Below are 14,974 nucleotides of genomic sequence, written 5' to 3'. Positions count from 1 at the left end.
TTAGGTTTGGATATGCAATCAATAAGATTAGCGATGATCTTATTGATTGCTAGAGTATAATAGAGGGTGATTATTTGTCACGATAAAAATCGTGGATGGAGAGGGGATTTAAAAAAAATGTTTGTTAAGAAAATCCATGAATTTGCTTTTATATGATTCGGAGACAGGAATATATTCTTTCCCGAAAACGATACAATTTCGTTCTATTGTTTTTATTTTTTTCAGATTGACAATAAAAGAACGATGTACTCTCATAAATAAATTACTTGGCAGTTTTTCTTCAAGCGATTGCATACTCATTAAAGAGCTAATTGGTTCTTTTTGATTTTCGAGATGGAACTTCACATAATCTTTCTGGTTCTCTATATACAGAATATTATCAAAATCTATTTTTTCCATTCTGTAACCCGATTTGATAAATATACTTGTTGTTGAATGGGATATATTTGCCAGTTTAAACCACTCTAGTGCTTTGTTTGTTGCCTGTAAGAAATCTGTGTAGTTGATTGGTTTGAGTAAATAATCCAAAGCGTTTACACGGAAGCCTTCAACCGCATATTGATCATATGCTGTAGTGAAAATAATACGTGTAGATGCATGTATTGTTTTTGAAAACTCAAGTCCATTGATCTGAGGCATATTGATATCAAGAAATAGTAGATCTATCTGTCTCTCATTTATTGTGCTGATAGCAGATAGTGCGCTATTAAATGTTCCAACTAGCTCCAGATAAGATGTTTTTAAGACGTATGATTTTAGTAAATCGATAGCCAAGGGTTCATCGTCTATTATTATACATTTGAGAGTCATACTGTTATTTCTGTTTTTTTGAAATCTATCCTCAATAATGTAAAGAAGCGATCAGAGCGTTTTTCTGCGATGAATTCATATCTGTCGGGATATAACAACTCCAACCTCTTTGTAAGATTTACAAGTCCGATTCCTGAATTATGAGTTTCCATATTTTCAGCTTTTTCAATCAAGCTATTTTCTACAGTGCATAAAACACCTTTTCCCGGATCAACCAAGATACTTATATTAATGAAGCTATTATCTCCATTGTTTATTCCGTGTTTAAAAGCATTCTCAATAAGTGTAATAAACATCAGGGATGCAATCAGATCTTTGCTTCCTGCGCTATTTATTTCAACATTGAGCTTTACCGTAGAACTAAGACGAAGTCTCATCAAATCGATGTAGTTTTTTGTGAATTCCAGTTCTTTATCCAATGGTACAAATTTCTGATCATTATCATACATAACATATCTCAGCAAGTTGCTCAAGCGATGTACTGCATTCTGAGCTCTGTTTTGATCTATGGCAATAAGCGAGTATATGTTATTTAATGTGTTGAATAGAAAATGAGGATTCAGCTGACTTCTAAGATTTCGCAAATCCGCTTCTAATTGTACACTTTTTACTTTCTCGAAAGTGATAGAATCTTTATACCAACGGGCTGTCATTTTTATTGCAACACTAAGACCAATGAGAAAGAAAATAGACATATAGTCTATAATAAATTTCATCAAAGGAGGACCTCCGGGACCACCTCTTCGATGTTCTTCCATTCGTGGGAATTCTCTTGGATGTTCCTGCATATTGACAGGTATGGAAAAAACGAGCAGGTCTGATATTACTGTTTGTAATGCAACAATAATGATAACAAGCACAATATTTATACTTATATAGGTAATAATCTTACGGTTGAATAAAAATTTCTCTATCAAATATAAATAATTGAGGTAAAACAGTATCGCTAGTAGGGCAACACGTATACAATAATTGTAGAAAGGCTTGATATCAAATACCCCTTCTCTTGACATCAGATAAGTAGGAACAATTAAAACAATTGTCCAGATAAGTACATGTGGAAATATTCTTATAAAGTTTTTCATCGTTATTCGTATCTGAGTGCATCTATAGGGTCGAGAGTCGACGCTTTTTTTGCCGGATACCACCCAAAAAATATTCCGGTAGCGGTACATACTATAAAAGACAAAGCTATAGTATAAACTTGAATATCTATAGGCCATGCTAAAATATTTTTCACAATATATGCACTGCCAATACCAATGATCACGCCTATAACGCCTCCTGTAACGCTCAATAGTATAGATTCTATAAGGAATTGCATCAATATATCAAATCCCTTGGCTCCGATAGACATTCGCAAACCTATTTCCCTTGTGCGCTCGGTTACCGAGACATACATGATATTCATGATACCGATGCCACCAACAAAAAGAGATATTCCGGCAATACATGCCAGCAAGATAGTCATCATGTCGGTTGTAGAACTCATCATGGTTATTAGTTCCTTTTGCGATCGTACATTGAAGTCATCTTCCTGATTACCTGTTATTTTATGTTGTTGCCGCATTATATTTTCTATACTCGAAATGGCCTGATCTGTAGCAGCTTCGCTAACCGCCGAAACCGATATGGATTGTATATAAGTTATTGCCAATATACGCTTTTGTACCGTAGTGTAAGGTGATATCATCAGGTCATCCTGATCCATTCCCATTGTATTATCGCCTTTTGATGTTAATACGCCGATGACTTTGAACGGGATTTTATTGAAACGTATCGTTTGGCCTACAGGGTCTTCTCCATTCGTAAATAGGTTCTCAACTACAGTTTGTCCTATCACACACACTTTTGCAGATGTCTTTACATCGGCATCGGTAAACATTTCACCTTGTGCTATTGTATATTTGCGGATATCAAGAAAAGAAGGATTTACCCCATAGATAGATGTTGGGGCATTATTTGCTCCAAAAATCACTTGCCCCGAAGATTGAACTTCTGGCGATGCTGCAGAAATGAATTCTGCCTGATCTACTATTGCCTGATAATCTTCCATCTTTAATGTTTGCATGCTGGAAGAGCTTTGGCGCACACCCCCAAATTGTCCGGTTCCGGGACGTATATTTATCATATTAGAGCCCATCGTGGAAATCTGATCCTGTATACTTTTTTTAGATCCTTGACCTATTGCAAGCATCGTAATAACGGCAGCTACACCGATAATTATACCAAGCATAGTAAGGAATCCCCTAAACTTGTTACCGCTAAGGGCTCGTAATGCTATTTTAAAGAGATTGATGAAATTCATTTTAATATATCAGTTTTCTACCGGTAATTTAGCGAGAAATTCTTTTGCCGATTGAATATTTGTATTCCTTGTATCTTCTTTGATACGTCCGTCTCGTATAACAATATTACGACTGCTAAATACCGATATTTCAGGGTTGTGTGTAACGAATATAATAGTACGTCCTTCGGAGTGTAACAGCTGCATCAGTGATAATATTTCGAACGAGGTACGAGTGTCCAAATTCCCTGTTGCTTCGTCTGCTAATATGATAACAGGCTCGTTCACTAATGCTCTGGCAATGGCTACTCGTTGCATTTGCCCTCCCGACATTTGATTCGATTTATGATTCAGTCGGTCTCCCAGTCCTACATCTTGCAAAGCCTTTATGGCTCTTTGGTGACGATCTTTTGCCGATATATCCGGATTGTACATTAATGGTAACTCTACGTTTTCAACAGCTGTTGTTTTTGCCAGTAAATTGTAAGACTGAAATATAAATCCAATCTTACGATTGCGGAGAGTTGCTCTTTCATTTTTACCCATTTTGCGTACAGAAATCCCATCCAAATAATATTCACCATCGGACGGTGTATCCAAACAGCCCAGTATATTCAATAAAGTAGATTTACCCGAGCCGCTTGTACCCATGATTGTGACAAATTCGCCTTCGGATATACTAAAGTCTATTCCTCTCAAAGCATGAACCGTTTCATCCCCAACAATATAGTTTCGCTTGAGGTTTTCAACTCTTATAATTTCTTTAGTCATTACGTTATTTTTTCTTATTGTCTTCGGGGCGTTTTGGCATAAAAGGGCTAGATTCTCCATTGCCATTGGTTTGTCCTTCGGGTTTATCACCATTTGTCTTTTGTGATACTCCGGTTACAACTTCCTCTCCTACATGCAGTCCTTCTATTATAGCTGTATGTATGCCGTCGGTTTTACCAATAGCAATATGTTTGGGTAATAGCTTATCTCCTTCCTTTATCCATACTATTTTCTGAGTTTTATCATTATTAGAATCAACAGGACCTCTTTGTTCTGATACCTTTAACCCTTCTATATCTTTCATTACTTCGGGTGCAGGGTTGAAACGTAAAGCTTTTGAAGGAATCAATAGTAAGTCTTTTTCTTCCATTGTATAGATGTTTACGTTTGCTGTCAGCCCTGGTTTTAATTTGAGATCAGGGTTGGGAGCATCTATTACAACTTGATATGTAACTACGTTAGATGTAGTTGTTGCTTCCAGTCTTACCTGCACTACTTTCCCCTGAAATTCGTCTTCGGGAAAAGCATCCACAGTAAAAGATACTCGTTGTCCCTCTTTTACTCCGCCTATATCTGCTTCATCTACATTGGCTATTACGCGCATCTTGGTCAGGTCGTTTGCGATGGTGAAAAGAGTCGGAGTGCTGAATGATGCAGCTACCGTTTGTCCTTGTTCTACAGCACGGGAAACAACTACTCCGTCTATTGTGGAAGTAATAGTTGCATAACCAAGATTGGTTTGAGCCTTTAATACGGCTGCTTTGGAAGATGTTACAGCCAGTTGAGCGGTTTTGTATGTCGATTCGGCATTTTCCCAATCAACCTTGCTGATCGCTTGTTTTTCCCAAAGGCTTTTTTGCCTCTCATAATTTTTCTTTTGAAGATCCAGATCCACTTGTCTCGATTGAAGTGCTGCATTAGCATTTTCCAGTTCAGATGCGAGTAAGCGTTTATCCAGTTCGGCAAGTACTTGTCCGGCCTTGACCTCCGAATTGTAATCCACATATATTTTAGATATTACACCCGAAACCTGTGTACCTACTTCTACTAGGGTAATGGGTTCTATTGTTCCTGTCGCTGTGATGGCTATAGAAAGGTTCCCTTTGTCTACCTTAGCTGTTGTTAATGTAGTTATTGTCTTTTTCTCTTGTGGGAATATAAGAAAAGCTATACAGCATAAAGTGAGTACTATAGCTCCTATTATCAGATATTTCTTGGATTTTCTTTTCATCATTATCTTATTAAAGCGTTAATTCTTGTCCTTGATAGAAATTTAGTAATTTCAAACTTAGCAATGCTGTATATTTGGCTTGCAGTAAAGACTGTAAAGCATTGGCATAATTATTTTTTTCGGTAGTGAGTTCTACTGTATTGCGCATTCCTAATGAATATTGCTCTAGTACGAGCTGATAACTCAATTCCGAAGATTTTACTTGATCCTTAGCTGCTCTATACTTGCTTTGCCCCGATACTGCATCTTGGTATAAGGTTTCTATCGTCTTTAATAATGTTTTTTCTGTATCTATCAAGTCAAGTTGAGCTGTCTGTATGTCGAGTTCTGCCTTTTTTACGTTTGACTTGTTTTGTTTATTATCGAAAATAGGCACACTAAGCGTAAGTCCTATAGACTGATTGAAATTTCGTCCTATTTGTGTTGCAAAAGAGGGTGAATTATTAAATATATTACCGGTGCCCATACTTCCTGTAACAGAAACAGTAGGTAGATACCCAGCCTTTGCAGATGATTTACTGAGATTAGCCAGCTGTATATTTAATTTGCTATTTGCTACTTCGGGCATTATATTTAGAGCTCTTCTGTAAACTTCGTATTTTGAAGGAATAAATAATAGTATATCTTCGTCATTTATCTCAGGAAATACAATGTCTATCTCTTCATCATAATCTAATTCGAGCAATTGTTTCAGTTGTAACTTATAACTTTCGTAAGAACTTTGTGCTTGTACAAGATTGTATTTGTCGGAACTATATTGAGCTTCCACCTGAGCATATTCACTGTGTGTAATACTTCCTGCATCAAGAAACTCTTTGCTCTGTTTCAATTGCTCTTCATCCGATGCTACAATATTCTCGTTGTTTTTTATCGACTCTCTACTATATAAAATTTGTAAATAAGCCTGTGTAATAGATATCTCAGTCTGATTACGGATATTTTCTGTATTTAGGTTTTGAGCTTCTTTTTTTAGTTGAGCTTGTTTAATATTATTCTTATTTTTTCCACCATTGTATACTGTCCAGTTTGCATTTAATGTATATTGCCCATTGAACAATCCCTCATAATGATAATTCCCGGCACCATCCGGTGACTGAGAGTTTGTGTATCGCTGCGAAACACTTCCGCTTAAACTCGGAAACAATGCAGCCTTCGATTGCGAAATATCTACATTGTAACTTTCTGTAGTGATAATGGACTTCTTTACTTGGATGTTTTCTTGTCTGGCATAGTCTATGCACTCTCTTAATGTCCATTTTTTTTGAGAGAAAGCAGCAACCGGAATGAAGAGTCCGGTTACTGCCATTACTAAACCTAACAAATTTTTAGTAAAATAAATGCTCATCTTTAAATTGTATCTTAATGTTTTCAAAACATTCCATCTGGTGATTCATCGGGAGCTGTACCTTCGTTTGGCATTACTGAAGGGCGTTGATCTCCTTTCTCTTCGAGTCTCCTTCTGGGTGGTTCGCGGAACTCCACGCTTTGTTTCTTTTCAGCAAATATGTGGTATTGTTCGGCTGTAAGTATAGACTTGTACTTTTTGTCGTATTTCTCTTGTTTAGTCTTAATCTTCTCGTCTGTTTTACTTATTTTTTCTGTAAGTTTTAATCTTTCTTTATTCGCTATTCCGGGATTCTCTGATCTCATTTTTAGCTCTTGTTTCTCTTGCATCAATTTGAAGATATCCTTCCGTTCATCCGAAATCGTTTTACTCAATTTCTCTCGTTGTTCAAGGGTTAGGTTCGGAATGTCAGGTATACCCATAATAAAAAAGCTCTCGTCTCGAGAATTACCTTGATGCATAGGGGCATGGCCTTCCCCTCGTCCTTTGCCTCCTCCGGGAGGTCTTCCTCCTCCCATACCTCCCATAGAGCCTTGTGCAGCAAGACTGCCGCATACTATAGCAAGGGATGTTATCAGTAATATTTTCCTCATTTTATTTCTCTTTTTACTCAAAAGTATATTTGTGTATTTCGCTACACAATGGTAATCGATGAATAAGTCTGTTTTATCGACAAATAGATCATATTTAGGTTTGATCTGTTGGCTAGTCCAGATATTGGCGTACCGTAACTAAAACGAAACGTTTTCTTGAATTAAACTTATTGAGGGTGTAGTTCTCTTGTAACAAAAATGTAAGTGATTTGCAATGTAAAATATCAAATAAATATATGTTTAAAATTGACTATTCAGTGAAAAAGAAGAACCGCAACTTACTAAAATCAATGTTGCTTGTATTTGCTTTATTATCAATAACTACACTTTCTGCTCAGACCATTCTGACCGGAAGTATTGTAGATGCAAAAACAAAAGAATCTCTACCGGGAGTTACCATTTCTGTTAAGAACACAACAATAGGTGCTATTTCTGATGAAGATGGAAAATATGAATTGAAGCTTAGTCCGGGGAAATATACCCTCGTAACTTCTTACATCTCATATCAACCATTAGAAATTACAGATGTAGAGATCAAAAAAGGAGAGCCCACTGTAGTAGATATTCCCATGATAGAAGCATCGCATACATTAGGCGAAGTATACGTTGTAGCCTTGGGACGTATAAATTCTGAAGTGTCTTTACTCAGCTCTATACGAAAGTCGAACGCAGTAGTCAGTGGGGTATCCTCACAGCAAATTGCAAAAAGTCAGGATCGCGATGCATCGGAGGTGATAAGACGTATTCCGGGCATATCGATTATAGATGATAAGTTTGTTGTAGCCAGAGGGCTTTCTCAAAGATATAATAATGTATGGGTAAATAATAGTGCTATACCAAGCTCGGAAGCCGATAGCCGATCTTTCTCATTCGATATATTGCCAAGCTCACAGATAGAAAATATTATGATTGTAAAATCTCCCCAACCAGAGCTGCCGGCTGACTTTTCGGGAGGTTTTATTAAAGTAGAGACAAAGGGAATCCCAAACGAAAATTCTATCCAGGTCAGTTACGGAGCCGGTATAAATACGCAAACTCAATTCAAAGATTTTAAATACAGTAAAGGTAGTGGAACAGACTTTCTTGGATTTGATAATGGTATGAGAAGTCTTTCTAATGCATTTTCATCCGGACGTATAGATAATGATAATTCTCAGCAGGTAACAGATCTCACTCAAACCGGATTCAATAACGATTGGCTTGTAAAAAACAAGAAACCATTACCCGATCAACGTTTAGGTTTTGTTATCAACCGAAAATACGCCGGAGCCAACAACAGTATGTGGGGACTTATAGCTGCTCTGAATTATAGCAATACAAGTAAGACTTTTACCGATATGGAAAACTCCCGATATGGAGTTTATGATTCGGACAATGATAAACCATACTTTACATTTAAATATAAAGACAATCAGTACAACAATGATGCAAGGGTAGGGGCTTTGGCTAATCTGATATACATGCCGAACGATAAACACCATTTCGAGTTTAGAAATATATTGAATCAAATAGGTAAAAACAGATATACTGAGCGCGAAGGATATCAGAATACAAGCGGCTTCTACGGGCAACGAAAAGCAGAATATATCTATAGCAGTCGTCTTGCTTATTCTGCCCAATTTGCAGGGAAGCACACCTTGACCGAGAAAGATAAATTAGATTGGGTATTAGGTTTTTCTTACAGCAATAGAAATCAGCCTGACAGACGTATTATCAACTGGGAGCAAAATGGTTATCCGGGTGATGCACACTATATGGAATACCAAATCGATCAAAATGATATAACACGCGACTATAACAAACTAAACGAATATAATTATTCCTTTTCTGCCAATTATACACATGATTTCTCTTTTGATAATGGGTTTAAACCGTCTATAAAAGCAGGTGTATATGGAGAATATAGAGATCGGAATTATAATACACGCTATTTTAAATATCGCTGGATACCTGAGAATCTGGATGAAGACTTTGGATATAAAGATGTTTATACTCAAATGCTGATTCCTCAAAACTATGGAGCAACCAAGCTGTATATTTATGATGATACTGATCGATTAAATGATTATTCGGGAACAAATACGCAGGCTGCAAGCTATATCGGCTTCAATATTCCACTGAATAAATTGAATATTTATACCGGAGTTCGTTTAGAACACAACAAAATGTCATTGAAGAGCTATACAACAATATCGGGAGATAAGTCAAAAACATCAGATTATAACTATACGGATATATTTCCTTCTTTGAACGCTTCTTACAATTTATCTAACGATCATTTAGTAAGATTGGCTTATGGGCGATCTACAAACAGACAAGAATTTAGAGAAATATCATCATCGTCATACTATGATTTCGATTTGTTCAGTTTTGTTTCGGGTAATCCTGACTTAAAGCCTGCATATGTCAATAATTTTGACTTAAGATATGAGTTTTATCCTTCCAACTCAGAAATTTTCTCGGTAGCTTTATTTTACAAAAACTTTACGAATCCGATAGAATGGACTTATCTCGACGGAGGTGGAACATATATCTATACTTTCAAAAATGCGGATAAGGCTAACAACTATGGTATTGAAGTAGACATAAAGAAAAGTTTAGACTTTATAGGGCTTAATAACTTCTCTTTAACCTTCAACGGGTCTCTGATAAAAAGTGAGGTAAAGTTTAAAGAAAGAAGTAGTGCCAACTACGATCGTCCTATGCAAGGTCAATCTCCTTATCTGGTAAATACAGGTATATTCTATCAGAACGAAAAATTGGGAATTAATGCGACGGCGCTCTATAATATAATTGGGAAACGGATAGTTGGTATTGGCCGTGTATCTACTACTTCTGGTGGCTCTGTGAACAATGATATTCCTGATATGTATGAGATGCCAAGAAGCGTAGTAGACTTTATTATAACTAAAAAATTCGGAAAGCATTTTGAATTAAATGCTGCAGTAAAAGATATACTTGCCGCAAAAGTAAAGTATGCTCAATTTCCTAAGTTCATAGATGCTGATGGTAATACACAAGAAAGAGAACAAATAACAAAAGAATTTAAGACCGGACAAAATATATCATTAACAGCTAGATACTCTTTTTAGAAAACAAATTATAAATCAGAAAATAATACATTTTAATAATATGAATATGAAGACATTAAATTTATTTAGAAAATTATTTTTAGTTGCATCTATCGCTATTCTATCAGCTTGTTCTGATAATGGCAATGATGATCCAACAGTAGATCCGTCTAAAGAACAGATCCTATTTAACAATGGTACAGAAATAGGTAATGGTGAACAGGAATTTAGCATAAAAGAGAGCCATACACTTGCAAAAGGTACTTATGTATTGAAAGGTTGGGTATATATCGAAGATGGTGCTACACTGACTATCGAGCCGGGTACTATTATCAAAGGTGATAAAAATACAAAAGCAGCAATTATAGCAAAAAGAGGAGGAAAGCTAATCGCCAAAGGAACAGCTTCTGCACCTATCGTATTTACTTCTAATCAGGCGGCAGGAAGCCGTAAGCCGGGAGACTGGGGAGGTATTATACTTTGCGGTAGAGCAAAAAATAATATCGATATCGTAGATGGAATGCAAATAGAAGGTGGAGTAAATGCCAAACATGGTGGTAATGACGATAATGACAACTCTGGTGTAATCAGCTATGTGAGAATTGAATATGCCGGATTTCCTTTTGCAACAGACCAGGAAATTAATGGTTTGACAATGGGATCTGTAGGTCGTGGCACACAAATAGACCACGTACAAGTATCTTATTCTAATGATGATTCTTTTGAATGGTTTGGCGGAACTGTAAATGCTAAATACCTTGTAGCATATCACGGATGGGACGATGATTTCGATACAGATAATGGTTACTCAGGTAATCTTCAATTCCTTTTAGGTGTTCGAAACCCTCAGATTGCAGACCAATCTTTATCTAATGGTTTCGAATCAGACAACAACGCAAATGGTACAACCGACGAACCATATACAAAAGCTGTATTTAGTAATGTGACTCTAATAGGGCCAATCGGACAAGCTACAGATTTTGCTAATACAACTCAATACATTACAGGTAATGGACTAAATCCTAATAATGGATCAAGACTAGGTGTATTCCAAGCTGCAATACAAATTCGTCGTAACTCTCGTTTGAATCTTTTCAACTCTGTTGCAACAGGCTATCCGGTAGGTTTAATATTAGACAATCAGAAAGGAACAACTCAAAAATGGGCTGAAGACGGCACACTTAAACTACAGAACAATGTTTTTGCCGGAATGAACGTTCTTGGTGCTGATATCAATAAACAATCGCCTACATGGACAGACCAATTGTCAACCAATGGAACATCTATAACTGACGAAACAAAAGCATCATTCTCAAGTACATTCTTTAAACTAACAGCTAACAATAATAAAGTTTTGACTAGTATTTCAGACCTGAAATTGAAACAACCAAACAGTAAAGCAAGTAATCCGAACTACGGTCCTGTTTCAGGTAGCCCTGTAATTGGATTGGCTTCTTTCTCAAATGCTTCGTTGTCAGATTCATTCTTCACAAAAGTAACCTATTCAGGTGCTTTTGCCAGTGACTCTAGCAATGATAACTGGTTGCAAGGATGGACAAACTTTGATCCTCAAAACACTACTTACTAATAATAACAGAAATTTTCAAAATGAGAAAAGGTCGGATGTGAAAAACATTCGGCTTTTTTATGCTTAATATTGGGGGATATCAATAAGCATATAAGTGCATAAAATAGAAGAGAATGCAGCGTATATTCTCCTTTCTTAATATGACTCTGGAATTGCATTGTTTTAACAAAGAGAAATTATATCACGGTAAGATTAACCCTTAAATTGATACTTTAATCATATCTTTGTGTCTTTAAATCCATAATTTTTAACCATAAAAAGGAGATTATGTCCACATACACAGAAGATAACCGCAAGGTCACTACTCGCCGCCTGATAGAAATGAAACAACGTGGCGAAAAAATTTCAATGCTTACAGCGTACGATTTTTCAATGGCATCTATTATCGATCAGGCGGGAATGGATGTTATCTTGGTTGGTGACTCCGCCTCTAATGTAATGGTTGGTAATGTTACTACTCTTCCGATGACTCTGGAACAAATGATTTATCATGGGCGTTCTGTCATGAATGCAGTTAAACGATCACTCGTTGTTGTTGATATGCCATTTGGTACAGTGTCAGGTAACCCATTAAAGTCTCTCGAATATGCTATCCGCATGATGAAAGAAACCGGAGCTGATGCTATTAAGGTAGAAGGTGGCGAAGAAGTTATCTCGGATATCAAGAAGATAATCGATGCCGGTATTCCAGTAATGGGGCACTTAGGGCTTATGCCACAATCTATAAATAAATATGGAACTTATAATGTGAGAGCAAAAGACCAGTCGGAAGCAGATAAACTACTAAAGGATGCTCTTAAACTTCAGGAAGTAGGTTGTTTTGGTGTCGTATTAGAAAAAATTCCTGCTGAACTGACAAAAGAAGTTACATCAAAACTATCAATTCCTACTATAGGTATAGGGGCGGGACCTCATGCCGACGGACAAGTTTTGGTAGTACATGATATGCTTGGAATAAATAAAAATTTCTCGCCTAAATTCTTACGTCGTTATGCAGATTTACATTCTGTAATGACTGAAGCTGTTCAGAATTATATCAAGGATGTAAAGACTTCTGATTTTCCGAATGAGAACGAAAGTTATTAGAGCTTGATCTCTGTTGCAAAGTATAGCTGATCTATTAAATATTATAATATCTATAAAAGGAGTTGACAATAAATGAAGGTTTGTATTGCAGAAAAACCAAGTGTTGCAAGAGAGATAGCAAGTATTTTAGGTGCGAATGCTCGTAAAGACGGCTATTTTGAGGGCAATGGCTATCAGGTAACATGGACCTTCGGACACTTCTGTACACTCAAAGAGCCTCACGAATATACCCAGGAGTGGAAAAAATGGTCTCTATTCGTATTGCCGATGATTCCACCTCGTTTTGGTATAAAGGTTATTGATAATGATGGTGTTAAGAAGCAGTTTTCAGTTATTGAAACCTTGATTTCTCAAGCTGCTGAGGTTATAAACTGTGGAGATGCCGGACAGGAAGGAGAACTAATTCAACGTTGGGTATTGCAAAAAGCTCAATGCAAAGTTCCAGTAAAACGTCTGTGGATATCATCATTAACCGAAGATTCGATACGCGAAGGGTTTAATAATCTTAAAGAAGAACGGGTCTTCGATAAGCTTTATGAAGCCGGATTGTCCAGAGCAATAGGCGATTGGCTGTTAGGTATGAATGCTACTCGGTTATATACTGTAAAGTATGGGCAAAATAGATCGGTACTGTCTATCGGACGAGTGCAAACACCTACATTGGCACTAATTGTCAACCGTCAGCTCGAGATTGAGAACTTTAAGCCTGAGCCCTACTGGGAGCTAAAAACAGTTTATAGAGAAACGACGTTCTCTGCAACTAAAGGACGGTTTCTGGTAAAAGAAGAAGGTGAGAAGTTTCTTGAAGAAATAAAGCAAGCTGATTTTGAAGTAACAGATGTATCAGTAAAGAAAGGCGAGGAGGCACCTCCACGCTTGTTTGACCTTACTGCTCTACAGGTGGAATGCAATAAAAAGTATGCATTCTCGGCAGAAGATACATTAAAGACGATACAGTCGTTGTATGAAAAGAAACTGGTGACATATCCTCGTGTTGATACTACATTCCTTAGTGATGATATTTATCCTAAAATTCCCGCTATCCTCCGTGGTATAAGTGGCTACGAAGAGCTTGTAAAACCTTTATTGGCAGCAGCAAAGATTCCAAAGTCAAAAAAGGTTTTTGATAATAGTAAAGTTACCGATCACCACGCTATTATACCTACAGGTGTAAGGGCGAATGCGATAGCAGGTAACGAACAAAAAGTTTATGATCTTATAACAAGGCGTTTTATTTCAGCTTTTTATCCAAATTGTAAAATAGCAACAACGACCGTTCTAGGTGAAGTAAATAAAATAGAATTTAAGGTAACGGGCAAACAAATTCTGGAACCCGGCTGGCGAGTAGTATTTGAAAAGCAAGCAGAAAGTCAGGATGAAAAAGAAGAGGATGCCGATGATAACATACTACCTGCTTTTGAAAAAGGAGAATCGGGGCCTCATATCCCTGCCTTGAACGAAAAATGGACTCAGCCACCTAAATATTATACCGAAGCAACTTTGTTGCGTGCCATGGAAACCGCAGGGAAGCTTGTGGATGATGACGAGTTACGTGATGCCTTAAAAGAGAATGGTATAGGTCGTCCTTCTACACGGGCCGCAATAATAGAAACTCTGTTTAAACGGAATTATATCCGCAAGGAACGAAAGAATCTGTATGCTACTCAAACAGGGGTTGAGCTTATTGGTACAATCAAAGAAGAGCTGCTAAAATCAGCCGAACTAACGGGAATCTGGGAAAAAAAGTTGCGCCAGATAGAACGAAACGAGTACGATCCTCGTCAGTTCATTGACGAGCTCAAGCAAATGCTAATCGAGATTGTAGCCAATGTGAAAAATGATTGGGGAATGACTATTACAATACAAGAAGCCGTAAAAGAAGAGGCTAAATCAACAAAGAAACCTGCGAAGGAGAAGAAAAGTACTGAGAAAAAAACAACACCAAAGCCTAAGAAAGAAAAGAAAACCGAATCTAAAAATAGCGAGCCTCTATCTTGTCCTTTATGCAAAGTCGGTAAAATATTGAAAGGGAAAACGGCTTACGGATGTTCTGAGTGGAAACAGGGCTGTACCTTCCGTTTGACTTTTGATGAAGTTGGTGATAGTTTGACTGATGATGAACTAAAAGAAATATTTGAAACGAAATATAAATCTTAGCTATTTTTGTGACAGTCACATATAAAAAGAAAGAG

General features: G+C 36.9%; 11 protein-coding genes. 4 read left to right on the top strand and 7 right to left on the bottom strand.

The genetic code is table 11. From position 1 onward, the window contains the following. Nucleotides 1-108 precede the first annotated feature (108 nt). The 7 genes from BGO84_RS01210 to BGO84_RS01180 are packed head-to-tail and all read right to left on the bottom strand — an operon-like array spanning nucleotide 109 to nucleotide 7,037. On the bottom strand, nucleotides 109-810 hold the full coding sequence (locus tag BGO84_RS01210; protein ID WP_291026922.1) for a LytTR family DNA-binding domain-containing protein: 702 nt from the start codon (nucleotides 808-810) through the stop codon (nucleotides 109-111). Continuing rightward, nucleotides 807-1,895, bottom strand: coding sequence for a histidine kinase (locus BGO84_RS01205; RefSeq protein WP_291026919.1), 1,089 nt, complete (start codon nucleotides 1,893-1,895; stop codon nucleotides 807-809). The genes BGO84_RS01210 and BGO84_RS01205 overlap by 4 nt, the downstream gene beginning before the upstream one ends. A 2-nt stretch (nucleotides 1,896-1,897) precedes the next feature. After that, nucleotides 1,898-3,118 carry an ABC transporter permease gene (locus tag BGO84_RS01200; protein WP_291026916.1) on the bottom strand — a complete coding sequence of 407 codons (1,221 nt, stop codon included), beginning with the start codon at nucleotides 3,116-3,118 and terminating at the stop codon, nucleotides 1,898-1,900. A 9-nt stretch (nucleotides 3,119-3,127) separates the two neighbouring features. Continuing rightward, a complete protein-coding gene (locus tag BGO84_RS01195) occupies nucleotides 3,128-3,868 on the bottom strand; it encodes an ABC transporter ATP-binding protein (protein ID WP_291026913.1) in 741 nt (246 codons plus the stop codon). A gap of 4 nt (nucleotides 3,869-3,872) precedes the next feature. Further along, nucleotides 3,873-5,102: an efflux RND transporter periplasmic adaptor subunit gene (locus BGO84_RS01190; protein WP_291026910.1), complete on the bottom strand. Its 1,230-nt coding sequence runs from the start codon at nucleotides 5,100-5,102 to the stop codon at nucleotides 3,873-3,875. Between the two features lie 7 nt (nucleotides 5,103-5,109). Continuing rightward, nucleotides 5,110-6,444 carry a TolC family protein gene (locus BGO84_RS01185; protein WP_283687655.1) on the bottom strand — a complete coding sequence of 445 codons (1,335 nt, stop codon included), beginning with the start codon at nucleotides 6,442-6,444 and terminating at the stop codon, nucleotides 5,110-5,112. A 23-nt stretch (nucleotides 6,445-6,467) separates the two neighbouring features. After that, nucleotides 6,468-7,037: a hypothetical protein gene (locus BGO84_RS01180; RefSeq protein WP_291026908.1), complete on the bottom strand. Its 570-nt coding sequence runs from the start codon at nucleotides 7,035-7,037 to the stop codon at nucleotides 6,468-6,470. A gap of 236 nt (nucleotides 7,038-7,273) precedes the next feature. Between BGO84_RS01180 and BGO84_RS01175 the strand changes: the two genes are divergently transcribed. The 4 genes from BGO84_RS01175 (at nucleotide 7,274) to BGO84_RS01160 (ending at nucleotide 14,939) form a co-directional block, all read left to right on the top strand. Then, a complete protein-coding gene (locus BGO84_RS01175) occupies nucleotides 7,274-10,129 on the top strand; it encodes a TonB-dependent receptor (RefSeq protein ID WP_291026905.1) in 2,856 nt (951 codons plus the stop codon). Nucleotides 10,130-10,175: 46 nt separating this feature from the next. After that, nucleotides 10,176-11,696, top strand: coding sequence for a hypothetical protein (locus BGO84_RS01170; RefSeq protein ID WP_291026902.1), 1,521 nt, complete (start codon nucleotides 10,176-10,178; stop codon nucleotides 11,694-11,696). A 267-nt stretch (nucleotides 11,697-11,963) separates the two neighbouring features. After that, on the top strand, nucleotides 11,964-12,782 hold the full coding sequence (gene panB / locus BGO84_RS01165; RefSeq protein WP_135104417.1) for a 3-methyl-2-oxobutanoate hydroxymethyltransferase: 819 nt from the start codon (nucleotides 11,964-11,966) through the stop codon (nucleotides 12,780-12,782). A 72-nt stretch (nucleotides 12,783-12,854) separates the two neighbouring features. Beyond that, nucleotides 12,855-14,939 carry a DNA topoisomerase 3 gene (locus BGO84_RS01160; protein WP_291026899.1) on the top strand — a complete coding sequence of 695 codons (2,085 nt, stop codon included), beginning with the start codon at nucleotides 12,855-12,857 and terminating at the stop codon, nucleotides 14,937-14,939. Nucleotides 14,940-14,974 lie beyond the last annotated feature (35 nt).

Origin of the sequence: Dysgonomonas sp. 37-18, from assembly GCF_001899125.1 — a bacterium.
Lineage (GTDB): Bacteria > Bacteroidota > Bacteroidia > Bacteroidales > Dysgonomonadaceae > Dysgonomonas.
This window is presented reverse-complemented; position numbering and strand designations above follow the sequence as displayed.

What these genes read in the sequence shown, in the direction of transcription:
- BGO84_RS01210 (WP_291026922.1), bottom strand. Translation starts at nt 810, where the DNA reads ATGACTCTCAAATGTATAATAATAGACGATGAACCCTTGGCTATCGAT.
- BGO84_RS01205 (WP_291026919.1), bottom strand. Translation starts at nt 1,895, where the DNA reads ATGAAAAACTTTATAAGAATATTTCCACATGTACTTATCTGGACAATT.
- BGO84_RS01200 (WP_291026916.1), bottom strand. Translation starts at nt 3,118, where the DNA reads ATGAATTTCATCAATCTCTTTAAAATAGCATTACGAGCCCTTAGCGGT.
- BGO84_RS01195 (WP_291026913.1), bottom strand. Translation starts at nt 3,868, where the DNA reads ATGACTAAAGAAATTATAAGAGTTGAAAACCTCAAGCGAAACTATATT.
- BGO84_RS01190 (WP_291026910.1), bottom strand. Translation starts at nt 5,102, where the DNA reads ATGATGAAAAGAAAATCCAAGAAATATCTGATAATAGGAGCTATAGTA.
- BGO84_RS01185 (WP_283687655.1), bottom strand. Translation starts at nt 6,444, where the DNA reads ATGAGCATTTATTTTACTAAAAATTTGTTAGGTTTAGTAATGGCAGTA.
- BGO84_RS01180 (WP_291026908.1), bottom strand. Translation starts at nt 7,037, where the DNA reads ATGAGGAAAATATTACTGATAACATCCCTTGCTATAGTATGCGGCAGT.
- BGO84_RS01175 (WP_291026905.1), top strand. Translation starts at nt 7,274, where the DNA reads ATGTTTAAAATTGACTATTCAGTGAAAAAGAAGAACCGCAACTTACTA.
- BGO84_RS01170 (WP_291026902.1), top strand. Translation starts at nt 10,176, where the DNA reads ATGAAGACATTAAATTTATTTAGAAAATTATTTTTAGTTGCATCTATC.
- panB (WP_135104417.1), top strand. Translation starts at nt 11,964, where the DNA reads ATGTCCACATACACAGAAGATAACCGCAAGGTCACTACTCGCCGCCTG.
- BGO84_RS01160 (WP_291026899.1), top strand. Translation starts at nt 12,855, where the DNA reads ATGAAGGTTTGTATTGCAGAAAAACCAAGTGTTGCAAGAGAGATAGCA.